Here is a 20,570-nt window from a genome sequence, read left to right on the forward strand (position 1 = left end):
CCCCTATCTTGCAAGGCTCAAGCATTCGCATTCGTGCATCAATGGGATTCAGGACCTCATGCCTGCTGGTACCGACGATATCGACATTGCCGACCCCGCCACCACCGAAGCCGGTGAAAGCTGCGCCCTGCGCCCGGCTGAGGACATGGTCGCGCAGGCGCAGGCCGCGTCGAATTTCCTGAAGGCGCTGGCGCATGAGGGGCGGCTTCTGATTCTGTGCTACCTCTCGTCAGGCGAGAAATCGGTGACCGAGTTGGAGATGCTGCTGGGCTCGCGTCAGGCGGCGGTCAGCCAGCAACTGGCGCGGCTGCGGCTGGAGGGGCTGGTGAACTGCCGCCGTGAGGGCAAGGCGATCTATTACTCGCTCGGTGACCCCAAGGCGGCGCGGATGATTGCGCTGGTCTATGACATGTTCTGCAAGGGCGATGCCTGAGGCTCGCTCAAATACGCCGATACGTTTTCCCATCCTGCCTTCCATGAAGTGACCGCCACGCCCGGGGGCGCGACCGAGGGGCGCGTGCGCGCCCTTCCTCCCGGCACCGCGCCACTATGAAGCCGACGCGGCAAATAACGCCTCAGCGCCCGCGAAACAGCGTTCCCAGCACCCCCCGTGCCAGCGCCTGCCCCGAACGGGTGCCCAGCTGCCGCGCGAAGGATTTGGCGAAAGCATCCACCGGCGTGTCACGGGAAGAAGCCCGGCTGGCAGAAGCCGGGCGGGTTGCAACGGTGCCGCTACGGGGCGTCGGTGGCTGATAGCGCCGCGCCTGATTGAATTCGCGCGCGGGTTCATCGGTCTGCCCCGCCTGCGCCGGTTCGTTGTGCGCCGCTTCCTGTGCCGCAGACTCGGCGCGCCGCGCCAGCATTTCATGCGCCGAATCGCGGTCGATCACCTGCTCATATTTCCCGGCCAGCGGCGATGCGGCGATGACCTGCGCGCGCATCGGCGCGTCGATCGGCCCCATGGCGGATGAGGGCGGGCGGATCAGCGTGCGTTCCACCACACCCGGCGCGCCGCGCGGCTCCAGAAACGACGTGACGGCCTCGCCGGTGCCGACATCGCGGATCGCCTCTTCGGTCGAAAAGCGCGGATTGGGACGGTAGGTCTGCGCGGCGCGGCGCAATGCCTGCTGATCGCGCGCCGTGAAGGCCCGCAGCGCATGCTGCACCCGGTTTCCAAGCTGCGCCAGAACCGTCTCGGGCACGTCATCGGGGTTCTGGGTGATGAAATAGACCCCCACCCCCTTGGACCGGATCAGCCGCGCCACCCGCTCCACTTTTTCCACCAGCGCGCGGGGTGCGCCGTTGAACAGCAGATGCGCCTCGTCGAAAAAGAACACCAGCCTGGGCAGCGGCGCATCGCCAACCTCGGGCAGTTCCTCGAACAGTTGCGACAGCAGCCACAACAGGAAGGTCGCATACAGCCGTGGCGTGCGCATCAGCCGTTCGGCATGCAGGATGTTCACCCGCCCCTGCCCTTCAGGCGTGCGCAGCATCAGATCGTTGATATCCAGCGCCGGCTCGCCAAAAAACTGCGCCGCGCCCTGATTTTCCAGCACCATCAGCCGCCGCTGGATCGCCCCGACCGAGGCCGTGGTGATATTCCCGTAGCGCTGCGACAGCTCGCGCTGATTCTCACCCAGAAACACCAGCATCGCCTGCAGATCCTTAAGATCCAGTATCGGCCAGCCGTTTTCATCCGACAGCCGGAAAGCGGCGTTGATCACCCCTTCCTGCGCGTCGGTCAGCTCAAGGATGCGCGACAGCAGCAGCGGCCCCATCTCGGCGATGGTGGCGCGCACCGGGTGGCCGTGTTCGCCGAACATATCCCAGAAGGTGACCGGCATCGCCCCATAGCCGATATCCTCCAGCCCGATCGTCTCGGCGCGGCGCGTGAACGCATCGCGCGGTGTGCCCGGAATGGCCATGCCGCCGACATCGCCCTTGATATCGGTCAGGAACACAGGCACCCCGGCGCGGCTGAACCCCTCGGCCATGATCTGCATGGTGATGGTCTTGCCGGTACCCGTCGCGCCCGCGATCAGCCCGTGCCGGTTCGCGAATCGCAGGAGCAGCGATTGCGCCTCGCCATAGCCTTCGCCACCGCCGCCAATGAAAAGCGCTTCGCCTTGCTCCATCCGTCCCTCCTGGTGCCCGTGTCCGGCTTCCTGAGCCCATCTAAGCCCATTCCCGCGCCCTTCGCCAGCGTCACGCGCGGGCGGGCCAGTTTGCAGATGCGGCATAGCCCGCCTATCCGTTCACCAACCCGCCGTTAATTCAGGCATTTCCGGGATGCTGCAATTGCACAAAGCCCGCCATTCATGCGCCTGTGCACAGCCGCCGTGCACCCTGTGAACACTGCCTGTCCAAGGGCGCCATCGCCTTGGTAAACAGGCTATTTTCTGTTGACGGGTGTGCGATTTCTACATAGCGTCTGGGTCAATAAGTCGGCCAGTCCGACAGGGAGAAAAAAAGGGAAAGGGTCCAGATTCTGGGCCCTTTTCAACTTTTGGGGCCCCGGTTTGCGCTGACACCGCAAACGCTTCGTGCTAGGGACAGGGAACATTCCTTCCTTGAGGCCGGACACATGACATTGCGCACTGTTCTTTGCACCACTTTCCTGACCGCCTTGCTGAGCCTGCCGCAAATGGCACTGGCACAGGCCGCTGATACCGACGCGGCGACGGAAACCGCACCCGAGGCCACCCCGGAGCCGGGTGAGCCCTATCTGGTGGCAACCCACCGCGACTGGGAGATCCTCTGCACCCGTTTCGAAGCGGGCGGCGCAGAAGTCTGCGAAATGTATCAGCTTCTTACGGATGAGAGCGAATCGCCCATCGCCGAGATCAGCATCGCGGCGCTTCCCGCCGGGCAGGACGTTGTTGCCGGTGCGACCATCACCACGCCGCTGGAAACCTTCCTGCCCGCCGGTATCGGCTGGAGCATCGGTGATGCCGAGGAAATGCGCATCGAAGGGTTCCGCATGTGCGCCGTGATCGGCTGCATCGCGCGGATCGGCTTCAGCGCCGCCGAAGTCGAGGCGATGAAGACCGGCTCGCATGGCAATATCACCATCGCGCCCTTCGTGGCCATCGATCAGCCGGTTGATATCCGCGTGTCGCTTCTGGGCTTCACGGCAGCGCTGGACGATCTGCAGGCGCGCCTGACGGCTGCGCCCGCCTCGGAATAATCCATCAGGTGAAAGCGGCGACCCGGCCTTCTGGGCCGGGTGCCCCCTCCTGGCAGGCCGGGCCGCTGGCCCGGTCAGCCGGAACAGAATGGGCAGGGCAGGAACAGGCGGGCATCATGGCAACCGGTCAGCAACTGCAGTTCTTCATCGCGCGCAACCGGCTGGGCCAGTATTGCGTGCCGCAGGAATCCATGCACCGCCCCTGCGCCATGACGGTCATGCGCGGCATGGTCTGGGAACCGGCCACACTGGCAGCGATTGAAAAACTCTATACCGGCGGCGATATCGTCACCGCCGGGGCTTATTTCGGAGATTTCCTGCCCTTCCTGTCGCGCCTTGCCGCCGCGCGCGAGGCCGGTGTCCTGAGTTTTGAGCCCAACCCGGTGAATTTCGCCTGCGCCACGGTCACCTGCGCCATCAACACTCTGTCCAACTGCCGGTTGATCAGGGGGGGCTTGGGTGCCAGCAGCGCACGCCTGTCCGTCAAAACCCATAATGACAACGGCCAGCCCCTTGGCGGCGGCTCTCGCGTGATGGAGCAGCGGGCGGGCTCAGCGCAGGCACGCTTTGACGAGATCGACATTCACACGATCGACAGCCACACCGGCAGCGCGACGGTGGGGATGATCCAGCTGGATATCGAAGGCCATGAAATGGCCGCGCTGGAAGGCGCGGCGGCGACCATCGCCCGCTGCCGCCCCCTGCTGGTGCTGGAGGCCCACGGCCCCGCCGATTTCATGCAAGAGCCGGTGATGCAACGCCTTGCCGCCGATTATGGCTACCGCGAGATTGCGAGCCATAACCAGAACCTGTTCTTCGCCGCACAGGAATAGCGCGTAACGCCTGAACCCAGACTCAGATCGCGCGCAGAACCATACAGGCGTTCATCCCGCCGAAGGCAAAGGCATTCGACAGAACCGCCGATACCCGCGCCTGCCGCGCCTCGTTCGGCACCACGTCCAGGGGGCAGTCGGGATCGGCGCGCTCAAAGCCCATGGTGGGCGCGATTACCCCGTCACGCAGCGCCATGATCGCGGCCAGCAGTTCTACCGCGCTGGTGGCACCGATCAGATGGCCGTGCATCGATTTGGTGGAAGAGACCGGCAGCCGCGCAAACGAGGGGCCGAAAACCTCAGCCAGTGCTGCGGCCTCCACCCGGTCATTGCCGGCGGTGGCGGTGCCGTGGGCGTTGACATAGCCGATGGCCTCCGGCGCCAGCCCCGCATCGGCCAGCGCCCCGCGCATGGCGCGCGCAGCCCCGTCGCGGTCGGGCATGACAATATCGCCCGCGTCCGAGGTCATGGAAAACCCCGCCACTTCGGCCAGCACCTCGGCCCCGCGCGCGCGCGCATGCTCGTATTCCTCGAACAGGAAAACCGCCGCCCCCTCGCCCTGCACCATGCCGTTGCGGGTGGCACAGAACGGGCGGCAGCCATCGGGCGACATCACGCGCAGCCCTTCCCATGCCTTGATCCCGCCAAAACACAGCGTCGCCTCGGCCCCGCCGGTCAGCATGGCCCGCGCCGCGCCCGAACGCACCATCTGAAACGCCAGCCCCATCGCATGGTTGCTTGAGGCGCAGGCGGTGGAAACCGTGAAGGCAGGCCCCTTGAGGCCATAGCGAATGGCGATATGCGCGGCGGCGGCATTGTGCATCAGGCGTGGAATGGTGAAGGGATGCACCCGGTTCTTGCCCTGCGCATGCACCGCCCGGTAGCTTTCGTCGATGGTGTTATAGCCCCCGGCCCCGGTGCCCAGCACCACGCCCGATGCCAGCGCCAGCGCCTCGCTGACCTCCAGCCCCGACTGTTCCATCGCCTGACGCGCGCTTTCCAGGGCGAACTGGGTCACCCGGTCATACAGCGCCAGCTCTGAGCGGCTGTGCCGCGCGCCCCCGTCCCAGTCATGGATCTGCGCACCGATCCGCACCGACAGGCGCTCCACCTCAGGGAAATCCAGTGCACCGATCGCCACGCGGCCCGCGCGGAACCCCTCCAGCGTGCCTGAAACATCCGCCGCAAGGGCGTTGACGGTCCCCGCCCCGGTAATCACAACCCGGTGCATGCGCCCTCAGCCCCGGCGCGCGCGCACCAGCGCCTCAACCCCGGCAAGAATGCCCTGCACCGTGCTCAGATCAAAGCCCGAAGCCTGCGGCGTGTTCGCGTTGAATGGCACCGTCACGTCAAAGGCTTCCTCGATGGCAAAGATGATCTCCGCCTGACCCAGCGAGTCGATGCCAAGGCCTTCCAGCGTTGCCCCGGGGGCAATATCGCGTGGCGCACACAGGGCCTGACCGGCCAGAATATCCAGAACGCGGGTGTGCAGATCGGTGGTGATGTCGTGGCGCATATGGCCCATGCTCTCGCCTCTATCGGTTTTTGCTCTCCGCCAGAGTATCCACAAGTTGTTTGACGGTTTTCTGAAGCTCGCTCACCTGCGCCAGAAGCCGGGGAAGACGGCGCTGCGCCTTGTAAAGTTCGATCTGGTTATCCATCCGCATCGCCGGAGAGCCCAGCAGCATCCGCCCGGCAGGCGCGTTTGAATAGATTTTGGTGGAACCGCCCGCAACAACATCATCGCCCACGAAGATATTGTCGCTTACCCCGACCTTGCCGCCCAGCACCACACGGTTCCCGATACGGGCTGACCCGGCGATACCAACCTGACCACAGATCAGACAATCCTCACCCACCACCACATTGTGTCCGATCTGGACAAGATTGTCTATCTTGGTACCACGCCCGATCCGCGTGTCGCGGATGGTGCCCCGGTCGATGGCGCTGTTAGTGCCCAGTTCGACATCCGCGCCGATCTCGACCGCGCCGAGCGAGTGAATGCGTGTCCAGCTTTGCGCGGCGATGGCCGCCTCACCGGCGGTGCCCAGCGTCTCCCGCGCCGCCTCGACGGTCGATTTGTCAGGCGTGACGAAGGAAAACCCGTCGCCGCCGACAACCGCGTTGAAATGCCCGAGGAACCGCGCCCCGATACGGACCCGCGCCCCGATGCGCACCCCCGGCAGCAGCAGGCAATCCTCGCCAAGCACCGCGCCGGCCCCGATGAAGCATTGCGCGCCGATGCGGCTGCCCGCCCCGATCTGTGCGCCCGCCTCGATCACCACGAAAGGACCGATCGCCACGCCTTCGCCGATCTGCGCGGACGGGTCGATCACGGCGCTGGGGTGAATGCCGGGGGCAATGCCCGGGCCGGGGTCCAGAATGCGGGTCAGCCCTGCCATGGCAAAGCGCGGGCGCGGCACGAAAAGCGCGGCCTCAAGCCCCAGCACGCGCCAGTCCGCCCCCTCCCACAGAACGGCGGCGCGGGCACCGCCCTGCACCAGCCCTTCGGCATATTTGGGGTCCATCGCAAGGGCCAGCGAATCTGGCCCGGCCATGGCGGGTTCGGCGGCAGAGATGACAATCAGATCGCCCCTTCCCTCAAGCCTGGCGCCCAGTGCGGCGGCGATATCGGTCAGGCTATGGGGCATCGTAGGCAACTCCGGGTCTGGGCGCGGCAGGTTGCGCCGCGCCACACCCGTTTAGCTTTGATGCGCGCTCATTTCCACCCCGGCGCGGCGCAGCGCGTCATAAAGGCGGCCGTCGCGGCCATAGACATCGTTGCGATAGTTGATCTCGCCGGTGACCGAAGTGAAGGCCGTGCGATAGACCAGATGCACCGGCACCGGCACATCAAGGTTCAGCCGTGTCTGCTGGCCCGAGCGCAGGATGCGCTGATACAGCGTCACCGGGTCGTCGGTCTGCCGCGAAAGCAGCTCATAGGCGAATTCTTCCGGGTCGTTCAGGCGAACGCAGCCCGACGAATGGGTGCGCACCGTGGTGCGGAACAGCGAGCGCGCCGGGCTGTCATGCAGATAGATCGCGTATTGGTTGGGGAACATGAACTTGACCCGGCCCAGGGGGTTTGACGGGCCGGGCGGCTGGCGCACCTCGAAGGGAAAGTTGCGCGGCGTATAGCGCGAGAAATCAACCGCCTCACGCGGGACCACACGACCACGCGAATCGATCAGCTGCAGGTAGGAATGCCCGCCCGCCGCCAGCCCGTTCCAGTAGCTGCGCGCCACGATCGAACGCGGCAGGGTCCAGTCCGGGTTGATTTCAAGATACTGCATATGGTCGGAAAATTCCGGCGTCTGCATGTCAGAGCTCTGGGCGCCCACCACCGAGACGGTTTCAAAGGTCACCTGATCGAAATCGACGATCTGGGTGTGAAAATCGGCGAGATTGACCCAGATATGCCGGTCGCCGCGCTCGATATTCAGCCAGCGCTCACGCTCCAGCGCCACAAGGATCGAGCGCAGGCGCACCTCCGGTTCGACATTGATGGCGGTGATTGTGGTGTTTCCCGCAATTCCGTCGGCCTCGATCCCGTGGGCAATCTGGAACTGCTGAACCGCGCGCTGCATCTCTCCGTCATAGCTTGCCGTGGCAAGGCGCGGCATGTAACCCATTTCAATCAGACGATTTCTGAGCGCAATAACCGCATTGCCGGTCTGGCCCGGCTGAAGCCCGGCATTGGGCACCTGCGCGCCCCACCCACCCCGCGCGATCTGGGCTTCCAGTGCGCGTTTGGCATGGAACAGGCGCGCGTATTCGGGCGCATGGGGGGCGAGATTGCGGATGAAGCTGACGGGTTCGGCGCTGGCGAAATCATGCATCAGCCGGGTCGGATCAGGGCGGGGCAGCACACGCACGATCTGTTCGATGATCGTCGAGGGCTCCAGCACGCCGCTGGAAATGTCGCGCGCGAACTGCACGAAGGTGATGCTGGCCAGCGCCTCGGCAAAGCCGCGGTCGCGCTCGCTTTCGACGTTCTGGAAGGCGTTCAGCAGGCCCGGCAGATCATAACGCTGCGCCGGCAGGCCATGCTCGGTCGCGCGCGAGAGGGCGGACACAAGCGCCGTGCGACGCGCGGAATGCTCAGCCCCGGTCCAGACCGGCTCATAGCCGGTTTCCCGGTAGAATGCCGACAGGCCCCTGTTGTCCGACACACCTTCGGCCAGCGCCTGACGAAAGGCGGGAAACTGCTGGGCCTGAGCAGGTTGCGCAGACAGCATGATCCCGGCCACAGGAAGAACGCTCACCACGCCAAGCGCCGTCGCGCCGGCCAATGTGAGCAGGCGAAGCTTCCGACCGAAACCACGCTGAAATGCAAACATGTCTGTCCCCTTGATTCTTGCGCGGGCGCCGCTGACGGTGCAGCGCCCGGCTCCGCACCAGTGATGCGCGGATTCCTGCTTATGACATAGGATTGCGAAACTCACGTCGATTCACAATCACGACAGATGACAGGATATCAGAGCGTTGTGGGACGAAAGCATCACCTGCGACAAAATCGTCATCTTGGAGGAGGAGACTGAGGAACAAAGTGCTGATTCGCGGCGATAAACCCAGAACTACGGTCGGCAAGCCATTGATTTTTAAACTGAAGATTCAGCGTTAAGACAATTTCAGCAAAAACTCGCCGATAATGGCGCCTCGTGCAGCGACCGGAGGATTCAACGCTTGGGCATCTGGCAACTTTGTGGCATAAAATCCGCAGAAGGAAAAAATTCCTCACATTTCAAGTCTGACACACGGCACCGGCACAAAGTGTGACGTGTTTCAGGCAAGAACAAAGCGGCAGGTCGTTACTTAAAAGCGGCCGCCATTGAAGGCAGATACGAGCAATACTGGGATGGGACAGAAAGACCTATGACAAAAAATGACCTCCCCGGGTTTTCCCGGCGTGCGCTACTGGGCATTTTCGCGGCTTCCGCGGTGACAGCAGCACCGACTTTCGCCAATGCTTTCGCCTTTAACCGGGGCGCAGGCGACATCCGCCGCATCAAGATGTATTCGGGCCGCACCGGCGAAAGGCTTGACACGATCTATTGGGTTGATGGTGATTACATCCCCGAGGCGCTGACCGAGATCAATCATTTCTTCCGCGACTGGCGCAACAACCGCGCCCATCGAATCGACACCCGCGCCGTTGATATCATGGCCGCCGCGCACAGCCTGCTGCGCGTTGATGAGCCGTATATGCTGCTGTCGGGGTATCGCTCACCGGAAACCAACGCCATGCTGCGCCGCAATTCCGGTGGGGTCGCGCAGAATTCGCGCCATCTCGTCGGGCAGGCCGCCGACCTTCGTCTGCGCTCGCGCACCGTGCGTCAGGTCGCGCAGGCAGCCATCGCCTGTTCGGCTGGTGGTGTGGGCCGTTATTCGCGCTCGGACTTCACGCATATGGATTGCGGGCCCGTACGTTCCTGGGGTGCCTGAAGGCACCTTTTCAAGACACTCATCGATCCCACCCTGCCCCGGCGCCTTCTGGCCCGGGGCTTTTTCACATACGCACCCTCGCAAGACTGCGCCGTTGGCTGTATCACGGCCTTGCAGATATAAACGCACTCTTCATACTGATGGTTCCGTCCTCATCCGGTAAGGATTCATGGAAAATCTAGACACTTCTCTTTGGCTCACCGTCGGCGCGATCCTCGCGCTGCTTCTGATGTCCGGCTTCTTTTCCGGCAGTGAAACGGCACTGACCGCCTCGTCGCGCGGCAAGCTGCGGGCGCAGGCGGACAAGGGCTCCAAGGGGGCGGAAACGGCGCTGGAGATTACCGAAGACAGCGAAAGGCTGATCGGCGCGGTGCTTCTGGGCAACAATCTGGTCAATATTCTGGCCGCCTCGCTGGCGACAGCGCTGTTCACCCGGATTTTCGGCGATTCCGGCGTGGCGCTGGCGACCCTGGTAATGACCTTCATGGTGCTGATCTTTGCCGAAGTTCTGCCAAAGACCTATGCGATCACCAACCCTGAATTCGCCGCCTCCAAGGTGGCTCCGCCGATCCGGGTGGTGATTGTTCTTTTCTCGCCGGTCGTGGCGGCGGTGCGGATGCTGGTGCGCGGCCTGCTGGCCCTTTTCGGCGTCAAGACCGACCCTGACGGCGCGGTCCTCTCCTATCATGAAGAGATCGCGGGCGCGCTGGCCCTTGGCCATTCCGAAGGCACCGTGCAGAAGGAAGACCGCGACCGCCTGCTGGGCGCGCTGGATCTGGGGCACCGCACCGTCGAAGAGATCATGCTGCACCGAAGCCAGATTGAAACCATCAATATCGACGCCCCGCTGGAAGAGATCATCGCCCAATGCGTGAATTCCACGCACAGTCGCCTGCCCGCGTGGAAGGATGACCCTGAGAACATCATCGGCGTGATCCATTCGCGCGATCTGATGCGCGAGGTGCATCGCCTGATTACCGAGAACGGCGGCGAATATTCAGCCGTTGCCGCGCTTGACCTGACCTCGGTCGCGCGTGAGCCCTATTTCGTGCCGGAAACCACCCCTCTGGATGAGCAGATGCGCCAGTTTCTGCGGCAGCGGCGGCATTTCGGGCTGGTGATCGACGAGTATGGTGCGCTGCTTGGGCTGATCACGCTGGAGGATATTCTGGAAGAGATCGTCGGCGAGATCGTCGATGAGCATGACGAAGACATCCCGGACCCGATCATCCGTCTGGACGATGGCTCGATCGAGATTGACGGCGGGATGACCATCCGCGATGTCAACCGCGCCATGGACTGGTCGCTGCCGGATGAAGAGGCCAATACCGTGGCCGGACTGGTAATGCACGAGGCGCAGATGATCCCCGAGGCCGGGCAGATTTTCCATTTCCACGGCTTCCGCTTCGTCGTTGTCGAACGCAGCGAAAACCGCCTGACCCGCCTGCGCATCCGCGAGATGTAATGCCGTCTTCGCGCACGAATCCGCCAATATAACGGAATTTATTCCGTCATATTGACAGAACGCGCCACCTTGGTGCATGCTACCCAAAACAGGAGGGGCGGCATGACCATTGAGTTTCTGGACCATCTGAAAAATGAACTGGAAACCCTCCGCACCGAGGGCCTCCTGAAGTCCGAGCGCGCGATCCGTTCGCCGCAGGGCGCGCATGTGCAGGTGAACGGCCAGCAGGTGATAAACCTCTGTGCCAACAACTATCTGGGCCTTGCCAACCATCCCGCGCTGATCGCCGCCGCCGGTGCCGCGATGGAGGAGCATGGCTTTGGCATGGCCTCGGTACGCTTCATCTGCGGCACGCAGGATCTGCATCTGGCACTGGAATCGCGGCTGGCGCGGTTTCTGAGGATGGAGGACGCGATCCTCTTTGCCGCCTGTTTCGATGCCAATGGCGGGCTGTTCGAACCCCTTCTGGGCCCCGAAGATGCCGTCATCTCGGACGCGCTGAACCATGCCAGCATCATCGACGGCATCCGCCTGTGCAAGGCCCGACGCTACCGCTACGCCACGTCCGACATGGGTGATCTGGAAGCCCAACTGCAAAAGGCCCGTGCCGAGGGCGCGCGCTTCATCATGATCGCCACGGATGGCGTGTTTTCCATGGATGGCACGCTGGCGAAACTGCCGGAAATCCGGGCGCTGGCAGATCAGTATGGCGCGCTCGTGATGGTCGATGATTGCCATGCAACCGGCTTCATGGGGCCACAGGGGCGCGGCACGCCCGCTCATTTCGGCCTGCGCGCCGATATCCTGACCGGTACCCTGGGCAAGGCGCTGGGGGGTGCGCTGGGGGGTTATATCGCCGGGCCGCAGCCGGTGGTGGACCTGCTTCGCCAGCGCGCCCGGCCCTATCTGTTCTCGAACGCACTGCCGCCCGCCGTGCTGGGCGCCGCGCTGGCCGCGCTTGATCTGGTCGAGGCAGGCGATGACCTGCGCGCGCAGCTGTTCGACAATACCGCCTATTGGCGCGCCGGGCTGGAAAGCGCCGGCTTCACCCTGCTGCCCGGTGAACATCCGATCATCCCGGTGATGCTGGGCGATGCGCATAAGGCGCAGGCGATGGCGGCCCGGCTGTTCGAGCTGGGGGTGTATGTATCGGGCTTTTTCTTCCCGGTGGTGCCACGCGGTCAGGCCCGGATCCGCACCCAGATGAATGCCGCCCTGACCCGGGATGATCTGGACAGCGCGCTGGATGCCTTTTCACGCGCCGGGCGCGACTGCGGGGTGCTGTGATGAAGACCATGAAAGCGCTGGTCAAGGCGCAGGCCACGCCGGGGCTTTGGCAGGAGGAACGCCCGGTGCCGGAGATCGGCCCCGAGGATGTGCTGATCAAGATCCGAAAAACCGGCATCTGCGGCACCGATATCCATATCTGGAACTGGGACGACTGGGCGCAGCGCACCGTCCCAGTGGGGCTGATCACCGGCCACGAATTCGCGGGCGAGATCGTGGCGATGGGCGCGCAGGTTGAGGGTTTGGCACTGGGGCAGCGCTGCTCGGGCGAGGGGCATCTGATCGGCAAGACCTCACGCCAGTCACGCTCCGGCCGCTTTCATCTGGACCCGACGACGCGCGGCATCGGCGTAAACGAGCCCGGCGCCTTTGCCGAGTACCTCCGCCTGCCCGCTTTCAACGTGGTCCTCCTGCCCGACAGCATCGATGATGAGATCGGCGCCATTCTGGACCCGCTGGGCAATGCCGTGCATACCGCGCTGTCGTTTGACCTGCTGGGCGAGGATGTCCTGATCACCGGCGCCGGACCGATCGGCATCATGGCCGCCGCCGTCGCCCGCCACGCCGGTGCGCGCCATGTGGTAATCACGGATATCAACCCGGCGCGGCTGGAACTGGCCGCGCAGGTGGCGGATGTGGTGCCGGTGAATGTTGCCGAGGAAGATCTGCGCGCCGTGATGCCCCGGCTTAAGATGGTGCAGGGTTTCGATGTGGGGCTGGAGATGTCCGGAAACCAGGCCGCGCTGGACCAGATGGTCGAGGCGATGGTGATGGGCGGGCGCATCGCGCTTCTGGGCATTCCGCCGGGCAAATCGCCGGTGGACTGGTCGCGCATCGTCTTCAAGGCAATCACGATCAAAGGGGTCTATGGCCGCGAGATTTTCGAGACATGGTACAAGATGATCGCCATGCTGGAAAACGGGCTGGATGTGCGCCGGGTGATCACCCACCGCCTGCCGGTGGCTGACTATGCGAAGGGGTTTGAGATCATGCGCGCCGGGGCCAGCGGCAAGATCGTGCTGGACTGGTGCTGAAGAAAGGGGGCTCTGCCCCCGCCACCCTTCGGGTGACTCCCCCGGGATATTTTTGAACAGATGAAGCAGGGGCCGCGCGGCCCGGCAACCGGGGCGCGCGCGGCGGAGGGCGGTCAGTTGTCCATCTTCAGGGCCGAGATGAAGGCCTGCTGCGGGATTTCGACCTTGCCGAACTGGCGCATCTTCTTCTTGCCAGCCTTCTGCTTTTCCAGAAGCTTCTTTTTGCGCGTCACATCGCCGCCATAGCATTTTGCCGTCACATCCTTGCGCAAGGCGGCGATGGTTTCGCGCGCGATCACCCGGCCACCGATGGCGGCCTGAATCGGGATCTTGAACATGTGGCGCGGGATCAGGTCCTTGAGCTTTTCGCACATCGCCCGCCCGCGCATCTCGGCCCGGTCGCGGTGCACCATCATCGCCAGCGCATCGACCGGCTCGTCATTGACCAGCAGCGACATCTTGACCAGCGTATCCTCGCGGTAGTCGGTGATCTGGTAATCGAAACTGGCGTAACCCTTGGTTACCGATTTCAGGCGATCATAGAAATCGAACACCACTTCGTTGAGGGGAAGATCATACACCACCATCGCGCGGCTGCCCGCATAGGTCAGTTCAAGCTGGATGCCGCGACGGTCCTGGCACAGTTTCAGCACATCGCCCAGATATTCATCGGGCACCATGATCGTGGCCTTGATGCGGGGCTCTTCGATATGGTCGACATACGTCAGGTCGGGCATGTCGGCGGGGTTGTGCAGCTCTTCGATGGAGCCGTCGCGCATGTGGATGCGGTACACCACCGAGGGGGCGGTGGTGATCAGGTCAAGGTCATATTCACGCTCAAGCCGGTCGCGGATGACTTCCAGATGCAGAAGCCCCAGAAACCCGCAGCGGAAGCCGAAGCCCAGGGCGGCCGAGGTTTCCATCTCATAGCTGAAGGAGGCATCATTGAGCGCCAGCTTTTCAATCGCCTCGCGCAGGGCCTCAAAATCATTGGCATCGACCGGAAAGAGGCCGCAGAACACCACCGGCTGCGCGGGTTTGAATCCGGGAAGCGCCTTTTCGCAGCCCTTCTTTTCATGGGTGATCGTGTCGCCCACGCGGGTATCACGCACCTGCTTGATCGAGGCGGTGAAAACCCCGATCTCGCCCGGCCCCAGTTCGGGGATCGCGACCATCTGGGGCTTGAGAACCGCCAGCGTGTCGATCCCGTAGACCGCACCGGTCTGCATCATCTTGATGCGCTCGCCCTTCTTGATGACCCCGTCCATCACGCGGATCATCACCACAACGCCCAGATAGGCGTCATACCAGCTGTCGACCAGCATCGCCTTCAGCGGCGCGTTGCGCTCGCCCTTGGGCGCGGGAAGGCGGGTTACGATGGCCTCCAGCACCTCGGGGATGCCAAGGCCGGACTTGGCCGAGATCAGCACGGCGTCCGAGGCATCAAGGCCGATCACATCCTCGATCTGGGCGCGCACCTGATCGGGTTCGGCGGCGGGCAGGTCGATCTTGTTGAGAACCGGCACAATCTCATGCCCGGCGTCGAGCGCCTGATAGACATTGGCCAGCGTCTGCGCCTCAACCCCTTGTGAGGCATCGACCACCAGAAGCGAGCCCTCGACCGCACGCATCGAGCGCGAGACCTCATAGGCGAAGTCCACATGGCCCGGCGTGTCGATCAGGTTGAGGATATAGGTGTGGCCATCCTTCGCCGGATACTCGATCCGCACGGTGTTGGCCTTGATGGTGATACCGCGCTCGCGCTCGATATCCATACTGTCCAGCATCTGGGCCTTCATGTCGCGCGCGGCGACAGTGCCGGTCAGCTGGATCAGCCGGTCGGCCAGCGTGGATTTACCGTGGTCAATATGCGCCACGATGGAGAAATTGCGGATTTTGTCGAGCTCGGTCATGGGGGGCATATGAGCAGGAATCGCGGGGCGGTCAATGGGGATGCGTCGTCTGTCGCACAGTGCTTGACGCAAGGGGCCCGTGCGGGTGACATGGCGGCATGAATACCCGCCCCGATATTGTCGAACAACTGGCCGAAGCCCTGCGCGCGGCGCGCAAGGCGCGCGGGCTGAGCCTTGAGGCGGTGGCGCGGCTGTCAGGCGTCAGCCGCTCGATGGTCAGCCAGATCGAGCGCGGCGAATCAAGCCCCACGGTCGCCACGCTGTGGAACCTGACGCAGGCGCTGCAGGTGGATTTCGCCGGGCTTCTGGCCGGGCGCGGTGCGGGCGGCATTGATGTGATCCGCGCCGAGGCCGCGCCGGTGATTGCCGTGCGGGGGGTGGGCGTGACGATCCGCATTCTGTCGCCGCCGGAAAGCGTGGGCAGCCATGAGGTGTATGAGCTGGTCTTCGTGCCCGGAGGGGTGCTGGACAGCGCCGCACACAGCCCCGGCTGCCGGGAGCATCTGACGGTGATCGCCGGCCAGCTGGCCCTTGATTCGGGGGATGATACCGCGGTTCTGGGGCCGGGCGACACGGCGCGCTACGGTGCGGACCGTGCGCACCGGATTGCGGCGGTGGAGGGTGCGGCGCGGGCGCTGCTGATCGTTCAGGGCAGCTGACCCCCCCGGCCCACCGGGCCTCAGCGCAGCGATTTCTCCAGCGCCGTCACCACAGGGCTGAAATCCGCCGCCTTCAGCGATGCCCCGCCCACCAGCGCGCCATCGACATCGCTGATCGCAAAGATCGCCGCCGCATTGCCCGCATTGACCGAGCCGCCGTACAGCAGCGGGATGGCCGGATCCGGGAGCCCGGCGCGCAGGAAGCCGTGCACTTCGGCGATCTGCTCGAGGCCGGGGGTGTGCCCCGTGCCGATTGCCCAGACGGGTTCATAGGCGATGACCGTATTGGCGGCGTCCGCCCCCCCGGGCAGCGATTGGCTCAGTTGCGCACCCACCACTTCCAGCGTCTGCCCCGCATCGCGCTCGCTGAGCGTTTCGCCGAGGCAGATGATGGCGATCAGCCCTGCCGCATGGGCGGCCTGCGCCTTGGCTGCAACCTGCGCGCTTGTTTCGCCATGATCGGCGCGACGCTCAGAGTGGCCCAGAATGACATAGCGCGCGCCTGCATCCGCCAGCATCGCTGCTGCGATATCGCCGGTATGCGCGCCCTTCGCTGCCGTATGGCAATCCTGACCGCCCGTAGCCACGGCGCTGCCTGCCAGAGCCTCGCTCAGCCGGGAAAGAAGTGTGGCGGGCGGGCAGAGAAGGATGTCAACGCCCGGCGCCGTATGGGCAGCAGCCAGCGCGCGGGCCTCGGACAGGCTTTCGCCCAACCCGTGCATCTTCCAGTTTCCGGCAGCGATCTTGCGAGGTTGCGGCATGAATGAGGGCCTCCTTGTGGCGCGCCCTCCCGTGATAGCGAAGCCGCGCGCCGGGGGCAAACCTTGAGCCGCGCCGGGGCCAACAATCGCCACGCTCAGCGCCCGGCGGTCATTCCGCCGCGCGCGAAGCCGCCGCGCTGAAACGCGCGCTCAGGGTTTCAACATCATCGAACTTGATCGATTCGCCGCAGCCGCAGGCCTCCGACACGTTAGGGTTGCGGAACTTGAAGCCGCTTTCCAGAAGGCCGGTCTCATAATCAATCTCGGTGCCGAAAAGGAACATCTGCGCCATGGGTGCGATGATCACCCGCGCCGTGCCCTGCTCAATCACCTCTTCATGTGGCTCCACCGTATCGGCGAAATCCATCGTGTATTCCATGCCCGCGCAGCCGCCCTTCTTGACGCCGATGCGCAGCCCCTTTTTGCCCTGTTTATCCATCAGCCGGGCGATATGGCGCTCGGCGGCAGGGGTCAGGGTAACGGGTGATTTGCCGGGAATGGCGAACATGGGTTTTCCTTGGTTCGGGGGGCGTTTCGGGCGCAGGCCTTACATGAAGCCCAGTTCAAGCCGCGCCTCGTCAGACATCATGTCCATGCCCCACTGGGGTTCAAATGTCATTTCAACATCGACCTGCTTGACACCCGCCACCGCATTGACAGCATCGGCAACCCAGCCGGGCATCTCGCCCGCCACCGGGCAGCCGGGGGCGGTGAGGGTCATGGTAATGTCCACGGCATTCTCAGGAGAGATGCCGATGGTATAGATCAGCCCCAGATCGTAGATATTCACCGGAATTTCCGGGTCATACACGGTCTTGCAGGCTTCGACCACATTCTCATAGAGCGGGTGATCGGTGGTCGATGGACGGATGAGGGGCGCACCCTCTGGCAGTTCGCTGTTCATGTCTGGCTCGCCTGAAGCGTTTGTCGAGTTTTTATATAAGAATTTATGGCACTGCGTCCAGTGGGGGGCGGCTTGGCTTTTTGTGCGGAATACCGCATGGAAGGCCCGGCATGTAGACCGGCTTGAACAGGGACAGGCGAGATGCGTATCGAATTCGACCTTCAGGCAACCGATGGCGCGGCACGCAGCGGGGTGATCCGCACCCCGCGCGGCGATATCCGCACGCCCGCGTTCATGCCGGTCGGCACGGCAGGCACCGTCAAGGCGATGATGCCCGAAAGCGTGCGCGCCACCGGGGCCGATATCCTGCTGGGCAACACCTATCACCTGATGCTGCGCCCCACCGCCGAGCGGATTGCGGCGCTGGGGGGCCTGCACCGTTTCATGAACTGGGAGCGCCCGATCCTGACGGATTCGGGCGGCTTTCAGGTGATGTCACTGGCCAGCCTGCGCAAGCTCAGCGAAGAGGGTGTGCGTTTTTCCAGCCATATCGACGGATCAAAGCATATGCTGACCCCTGAGCGGTCGATGGAGATACAGCGGCTGCTGGGTTCCGATATCGTGATGTGCTTTGACGAATGCCCCGCCCTGCCCGCCGATGACGCGACGGTGGCGCGGTCGATGCAGCTGTCGATGCGATGGGCTTTGCGCTCGAAAGAAGCGTTCGGCGACCGGCCGGGGCATGCGCTGTTCGGCATCATGCAGGGCGGCGTGACACCTGCCCTGCGCGAAGAAAGCGCGAAGGCGCTGGTTGATATCGGCTTCGATGGCTATGCCGTGGGCGGGCTGGCTGTGGGTGAGGGGCAGGAGGCGATGTTCGGTGTGCTTGATTATGCGCCCGGCTTCCTGCCTGCCGACAAGCCGCGCTACCTGATGGGCGTGGGCAAGCCCGATGACATTGTGGGCGCGGTCGAGCGCGGGATCGACATGATGGATTGCGTGCTGCCCTCACGCTCCGGGCGCACCGGGCAGGCCTGGACCCGGCGCGGCGCGGTCAACCTGCGCAACGCCCGCCACCGCGATGACCCGCGCCCGCTGGATGAGGCCTGCACCTGCCCCGCCTGCCGCAATTACTCGCGCGCCTATCTGCACCATGTGATCAAGGCCGACGAGATCATTAGCTCGATGCTGCTGACCTGGCACAACCTGCATTATTATCAGGAACTGATGGCAGGCCTGCGGGCGGCGATCGCCGAAGGGCGGCTGGCGGGTTTCGTGGCGGATTTCCACGCGCTCAGGGCCGGGGGCGATATCGAACCACTCTAGAGCGACACGCGGCGGCAAGCCCCGGACCCGGGCAAGCGCCGCTGAAGGCGTTCCGCCGCCGGAACGGGATCTTCAGGGGGCGGTCACATCGTGGTCATGCACCCATGCATAGCGCCGGAAAGGCAGGCCGGGTGCCACACGGTCACCCAGTCGCAGCAGGGCATGGGCGAGAGGTGCGAGCGGCGCGCGCAGATGGTAGGCGCGCGCATTGCCGTTCGCCGCTGCGACCACGGCGCGGGCGCGGGGCGCGCGGATCTGCTGGTAGCGGTTCAGCGCGGCGGCGGGGTCCGTGGGGCTGGCAGCAAGGCTCTGCGCCAGAACCCATGCATCTTCCAGCGCCAGAACGGCGCCCTGTGCCATGAAGGGCAAGGTCGGATGCGCCGCATCACCCAGCAGCGCCGCCCTGCCCTGCCCGTCCTGCCACTGCGCGGCAACCGGGTGGCGGAAAAGACCCCAGAGGAACGGCGCGCTCACCGCCTCCAGCCATTCCGGCACCGGCCCGCCAAAACCCGCGAAGGCCGTGCGCAGGTTTCCGGGCGCATCGCGATGATGCCACCCTTCGGCGGCCCATTCCCGGCGTTCCTCGACGGCGACGATGTTGCGCAAAGCCCCGCCACGCAGCGGATAGCTGACAAGATGCCGCCCCGGCCCCATGAAGACCTGCGCCACCGGCGGCCCACCGTCGCCGGGAATGGTCGCGCGCCAGGCAACCTGCCCGGTGAAGAACGGCGGCGCGGGAAGGTTCAGGGCAGCGCGGGTCTGAGAATGCAGCCCGTCGGCGCCGATCAGAAGCGGTGTTTCCAGCACGGTGCCGCCGGTGGTCTCCACCCGCGCGCCGCCCGTATGCAGCGAGACGGCGGCCACCTGCGTCGCAAGCCGGACCTTGCCGCCCGCCTGCCGGAACCCTTCGGCAAGCGCCTCAATCAGATCGGCGCGGTGGATCAGGAAAAAGCCGGGCTCGGCGGGGGGCGCCATCCGTGTGACCAACCTGCCGCGCGCATCGCGCAACTCAATCGCCAGGGTGCGGGTGGCAAAGTCGGCAGGCTCCAGCCCCAGCGCGCGCAACACCCGGGTGCCGTTTGGGCTGATCTGAAGCCCCGCGCCGACCTCACGGATTTCCGGGGATTGTTCAAGCACCTCAGCATCCGCCCCAAGGCGGCGCAAGGCGAGGCCCGCCGCCAGCCCCGCCACACCGCCCCCGAGGATCAGGGCGGGGCGGTCAGCAAGCGGCAGCGGGGTCAGGGAGACGCGGGGCATGGGCGGGGTCGCTGAAAAGGGCCACCCGCGATCAGGGCGGGCCCGGTGCGGGGCCTGCGCCGGGCAAGGAGGGCGTTTTGTGCAAGGGGGCGTTTTCCGTGCCCCTTGTCCTTACCCGTGGCGAAGGGCGTCAGTCGTCGCGGTGAACGCGCTCGCTGCGCTCGTGGCGTTCCTGCGCTTCAAGCGTCATGGTTGCGATGGGGCGGGCATCAAGGCGCCTGAGCGAGATCGGCTCACCCGTCACATCGCAATAGCCAAACTCGCCGTTCTCGATCCGCCGTAGCGCAGAGTCGATCTTGGCGACCAGTTTGCGCTGGCGGTCACGGGTGCGCAGCTCAAGCGCGCGATCCGTCTCTTCTGACGCGCGGTCGGCAATATCGGGCAGGTTGCGCGAACCGCTGGCGAGCCCCGCGAGGGTCTCTTTGCTGCCACTGAGAATCTCTTCTTTCCAGGCCAGAAGCTTGCGGCGGAAATATTCGAGCTGACGCTCGCTCATGAACGGCTCGTCTTCGGCTGGGCGATAATCGTCTGGTAGAAAAACTTCGGGCTTCATCTGCAC

General features: G+C 64.5%; 20 protein-coding genes. 9 read left to right on the plus strand and 11 right to left on the minus strand.

Annotated elements, in window-relative coordinates; all coding sequences use genetic code 11:
* Positions 1 to 145: 145 nt before the first annotated feature.
* On the plus strand, positions 146 to 433 hold the full coding sequence (locus tag V7Q53_RS11230; RefSeq protein WP_442954431.1) for an ArsR/SmtB family transcription factor: 288 nt from the start codon (positions 146 to 148) through the stop codon (positions 431 to 433).
* A 142-nt stretch (positions 434 to 575) separates the two neighbouring features.
* Here V7Q53_RS11230 and V7Q53_RS11235 read toward each other — a convergent pair whose 3' ends face one another.
* Positions 576 to 2,135, minus strand: a complete 1,560-nt coding sequence (locus V7Q53_RS11235; RefSeq protein WP_333828640.1) for a helicase HerA-like domain-containing protein — start codon at positions 2,133 to 2,135, stop codon at positions 576 to 578.
* Between the two features lie 449 nt (positions 2,136 to 2,584).
* Here V7Q53_RS11235 and V7Q53_RS11240 point away from each other — a divergent pair, with 449 nt between their 5' ends.
* Positions 2,585 to 3,187 (plus strand): invasion associated locus B family protein, encoded by a 603-nt coding sequence (locus tag V7Q53_RS11240; protein ID WP_333828641.1) that lies wholly within the window; start codon positions 2,585 to 2,587, stop codon positions 3,185 to 3,187.
* A gap of 116 nt (positions 3,188 to 3,303) precedes the next feature.
* On the plus strand, positions 3,304 to 4,020 hold the full coding sequence (locus tag V7Q53_RS11245; RefSeq protein WP_333828642.1) for an FkbM family methyltransferase: 717 nt from the start codon (positions 3,304 to 3,306) through the stop codon (positions 4,018 to 4,020).
* A 22-nt stretch (positions 4,021 to 4,042) separates the two neighbouring features.
* Here V7Q53_RS11245 and V7Q53_RS11250 read toward each other — a convergent pair whose 3' ends face one another.
* From V7Q53_RS11250 to V7Q53_RS11265, 4 genes are read right to left on the minus strand one after another with little or no spacing between them, the layout of a single operon-like run.
* The gene (locus V7Q53_RS11250; RefSeq protein ID WP_333828643.1) at positions 4,043 to 5,251 is read right to left on the minus strand and encodes a beta-ketoacyl-[acyl-carrier-protein] synthase family protein; all 1,209 of its coding nucleotides are present in this window, start codon (positions 5,249 to 5,251) and stop codon (positions 4,043 to 4,045) included.
* A 6-nt stretch (positions 5,252 to 5,257) separates the two neighbouring features.
* Positions 5,258 to 5,545: an acyl carrier protein gene (locus tag V7Q53_RS11255; RefSeq protein WP_333828644.1), complete on the minus strand. Its 288-nt coding sequence runs from the start codon at positions 5,543 to 5,545 to the stop codon at positions 5,258 to 5,260.
* A gap of 10 nt (positions 5,546 to 5,555) precedes the next feature.
* Complete coding sequence (locus tag V7Q53_RS11260; protein ID WP_333828645.1) at positions 5,556 to 6,671, minus strand: UDP-3-O-(3-hydroxymyristoyl)glucosamine N-acyltransferase; 1,116 nt, start codon at positions 6,669 to 6,671, stop codon at positions 5,556 to 5,558.
* Between the two features lie 51 nt (positions 6,672 to 6,722).
* Positions 6,723 to 8,360: a L,D-transpeptidase family protein gene (locus V7Q53_RS11265; RefSeq protein ID WP_333828646.1), complete on the minus strand. Its 1,638-nt coding sequence runs from the start codon at positions 8,358 to 8,360 to the stop codon at positions 6,723 to 6,725.
* 535 nt (positions 8,361 to 8,895) lie between these two features.
* Between V7Q53_RS11265 and V7Q53_RS11270 the strand changes: the two genes are divergently transcribed.
* The 4 genes from V7Q53_RS11270 (at position 8,896) to tdh (ending at position 13,251) form a co-directional block, all read left to right on the plus strand.
* Entirely contained in the window at positions 8,896 to 9,465 is a 570-nt protein-coding gene (locus V7Q53_RS11270; RefSeq protein ID WP_333828647.1) for a YcbK family protein, read from the plus strand.
* Positions 9,466 to 9,634: 169 nt separating this feature from the next.
* A complete protein-coding gene (locus V7Q53_RS11275) occupies positions 9,635 to 10,930 on the plus strand; it encodes an HlyC/CorC family transporter (RefSeq protein WP_333828648.1) in 1,296 nt (431 codons plus the stop codon).
* 102 nt (positions 10,931 to 11,032) lie between these two features.
* The gene (locus V7Q53_RS11280) at positions 11,033 to 12,217 is read left to right on the plus strand and encodes a glycine C-acetyltransferase (protein WP_333828649.1); all 1,185 of its coding nucleotides are present in this window, start codon (positions 11,033 to 11,035) and stop codon (positions 12,215 to 12,217) included.
* Between the two features lie 8 nt (positions 12,218 to 12,225).
* Positions 12,226 to 13,251, plus strand: a complete 1,026-nt coding sequence (tdh, locus tag V7Q53_RS11285; RefSeq protein ID WP_333828682.1) for an L-threonine 3-dehydrogenase — start codon at positions 12,226 to 12,228, stop codon at positions 13,249 to 13,251.
* A 113-nt stretch (positions 13,252 to 13,364) separates the two neighbouring features.
* Here the strand turns inward: tdh and lepA are convergent, their stop codons facing one another.
* Positions 13,365 to 15,164 carry a translation elongation factor 4 gene (gene lepA / locus V7Q53_RS11290; protein WP_333828650.1) on the minus strand — a complete coding sequence of 600 codons (1,800 nt, stop codon included), beginning with the start codon at positions 15,162 to 15,164 and terminating at the stop codon, positions 13,365 to 13,367.
* A 98-nt stretch (positions 15,165 to 15,262) separates the two neighbouring features.
* Between lepA and V7Q53_RS11295 the strand changes: the two genes are divergently transcribed.
* On the plus strand, positions 15,263 to 15,823 hold the full coding sequence (locus tag V7Q53_RS11295; protein WP_333828651.1) for a helix-turn-helix domain-containing protein: 561 nt from the start codon (positions 15,263 to 15,265) through the stop codon (positions 15,821 to 15,823).
* A gap of 20 nt (positions 15,824 to 15,843) precedes the next feature.
* Here V7Q53_RS11295 and tpiA read toward each other — a convergent pair whose 3' ends face one another.
* The 3 genes from tpiA to V7Q53_RS11310 all read right to left on the minus strand — a co-directional run bounded on the left by tpiA (position 15,844) and on the right by V7Q53_RS11310 (position 17,488).
* Positions 15,844 to 16,584, minus strand: a complete 741-nt coding sequence (gene tpiA / locus V7Q53_RS11300) for a triose-phosphate isomerase (protein WP_333828652.1) — start codon at positions 16,582 to 16,584, stop codon at positions 15,844 to 15,846.
* A 109-nt stretch (positions 16,585 to 16,693) separates the two neighbouring features.
* A complete protein-coding gene (locus V7Q53_RS11305) occupies positions 16,694 to 17,092 on the minus strand; it encodes a HesB/IscA family protein (RefSeq protein ID WP_333828653.1) in 399 nt (132 codons plus the stop codon).
* A gap of 39 nt (positions 17,093 to 17,131) precedes the next feature.
* A complete protein-coding gene (locus tag V7Q53_RS11310) occupies positions 17,132 to 17,488 on the minus strand; it encodes an SUF system Fe-S cluster assembly protein (protein ID WP_333828654.1) in 357 nt (118 codons plus the stop codon).
* A 141-nt stretch (positions 17,489 to 17,629) separates the two neighbouring features.
* Between V7Q53_RS11310 and tgt the strand changes: the two genes are divergently transcribed.
* Positions 17,630 to 18,754 carry a tRNA guanosine(34) transglycosylase Tgt gene (gene tgt / locus V7Q53_RS11315; RefSeq protein ID WP_333828655.1) on the plus strand — a complete coding sequence of 375 codons (1,125 nt, stop codon included), beginning with the start codon at positions 17,630 to 17,632 and terminating at the stop codon, positions 18,752 to 18,754.
* Positions 18,755 to 18,826: 72 nt separating this feature from the next.
* Here tgt and V7Q53_RS11320 read toward each other — a convergent pair whose 3' ends face one another.
* Together V7Q53_RS11320 and dksA are read right to left on the minus strand one after the other, a co-directional pair.
* The gene (locus tag V7Q53_RS11320) at positions 18,827 to 20,011 is read right to left on the minus strand and encodes an FAD-dependent monooxygenase (protein WP_333828656.1); all 1,185 of its coding nucleotides are present in this window, start codon (positions 20,009 to 20,011) and stop codon (positions 18,827 to 18,829) included.
* A gap of 130 nt (positions 20,012 to 20,141) precedes the next feature.
* Positions 20,142 to 20,564 carry an RNA polymerase-binding protein DksA gene (dksA, locus tag V7Q53_RS11325; protein ID WP_333828683.1) on the minus strand — a complete coding sequence of 141 codons (423 nt, stop codon included), beginning with the start codon at positions 20,562 to 20,564 and terminating at the stop codon, positions 20,142 to 20,144.
* Positions 20,565 to 20,570: the final 6 nt, after the last annotated feature.

The sequence above is a fragment of the Pararhodobacter sp. genome (assembly GCF_036802785.1).
GTDB lineage: Bacteria > Pseudomonadota > Alphaproteobacteria > Rhodobacterales > Rhodobacteraceae > Pararhodobacter.

What these genes read in the sequence shown, in the direction of transcription:
- lepA (WP_333828650.1), bottom strand. Translation starts at nt 15,164, where the DNA reads ATGACCGAGCTCGACAAAATCCGCAATTTCTCCATCGTGGCGCATATT.
- V7Q53_RS11270 (WP_333828647.1), top strand. Translation starts at nt 8,896, where the DNA reads ATGACAAAAAATGACCTCCCCGGGTTTTCCCGGCGTGCGCTACTGGGC.
- tpiA (WP_333828652.1), bottom strand. Translation starts at nt 16,584, where the DNA reads ATGCCGCAACCTCGCAAGATCGCTGCCGGAAACTGGAAGATGCACGGG.
- V7Q53_RS11245 (WP_333828642.1), top strand. Translation starts at nt 3,304, where the DNA reads ATGGCAACCGGTCAGCAACTGCAGTTCTTCATCGCGCGCAACCGGCTG.
- tdh (WP_333828682.1), top strand. Translation starts at nt 12,226, where the DNA reads ATGAAAGCGCTGGTCAAGGCGCAGGCCACGCCGGGGCTTTGGCAGGAG.
- tgt (WP_333828655.1), top strand. Translation starts at nt 17,630, where the DNA reads ATGCGTATCGAATTCGACCTTCAGGCAACCGATGGCGCGGCACGCAGC.
- V7Q53_RS11265 (WP_333828646.1), bottom strand. Translation starts at nt 8,360, where the DNA reads ATGTTTGCATTTCAGCGTGGTTTCGGTCGGAAGCTTCGCCTGCTCACA.
- V7Q53_RS11255 (WP_333828644.1), bottom strand. Translation starts at nt 5,545, where the DNA reads ATGGGCCATATGCGCCACGACATCACCACCGATCTGCACACCCGCGTT.
- V7Q53_RS11250 (WP_333828643.1), bottom strand. Translation starts at nt 5,251, where the DNA reads ATGCACCGGGTTGTGATTACCGGGGCGGGGACCGTCAACGCCCTTGCG.
- V7Q53_RS11280 (WP_333828649.1), top strand. Translation starts at nt 11,033, where the DNA reads ATGACCATTGAGTTTCTGGACCATCTGAAAAATGAACTGGAAACCCTC.
- V7Q53_RS11305 (WP_333828653.1), bottom strand. Translation starts at nt 17,092, where the DNA reads ATGTTCGCCATTCCCGGCAAATCACCCGTTACCCTGACCCCTGCCGCC.
- V7Q53_RS11260 (WP_333828645.1), bottom strand. Translation starts at nt 6,671, where the DNA reads ATGCCCCATAGCCTGACCGATATCGCCGCCGCACTGGGCGCCAGGCTT.
- dksA (WP_333828683.1), bottom strand. Translation starts at nt 20,564, where the DNA reads ATGAAGCCCGAAGTTTTTCTACCAGACGATTATCGCCCAGCCGAAGAC.
- V7Q53_RS11295 (WP_333828651.1), top strand. Translation starts at nt 15,263, where the DNA reads ATGAATACCCGCCCCGATATTGTCGAACAACTGGCCGAAGCCCTGCGC.
- V7Q53_RS11240 (WP_333828641.1), top strand. Translation starts at nt 2,585, where the DNA reads ATGACATTGCGCACTGTTCTTTGCACCACTTTCCTGACCGCCTTGCTG.
- V7Q53_RS11230 (WP_442954431.1), top strand. Translation starts at nt 146, where the DNA reads ATGGTCGCGCAGGCGCAGGCCGCGTCGAATTTCCTGAAGGCGCTGGCG.
- V7Q53_RS11235 (WP_333828640.1), bottom strand. Translation starts at nt 2,135, where the DNA reads ATGGAGCAAGGCGAAGCGCTTTTCATTGGCGGCGGTGGCGAAGGCTAT.
- V7Q53_RS11275 (WP_333828648.1), top strand. Translation starts at nt 9,635, where the DNA reads ATGGAAAATCTAGACACTTCTCTTTGGCTCACCGTCGGCGCGATCCTC.
- V7Q53_RS11310 (WP_333828654.1), bottom strand. Translation starts at nt 17,488, where the DNA reads ATGAACAGCGAACTGCCAGAGGGTGCGCCCCTCATCCGTCCATCGACC.
- V7Q53_RS11320 (WP_333828656.1), bottom strand. Translation starts at nt 20,011, where the DNA reads ATGCCCCGCGTCTCCCTGACCCCGCTGCCGCTTGCTGACCGCCCCGCC.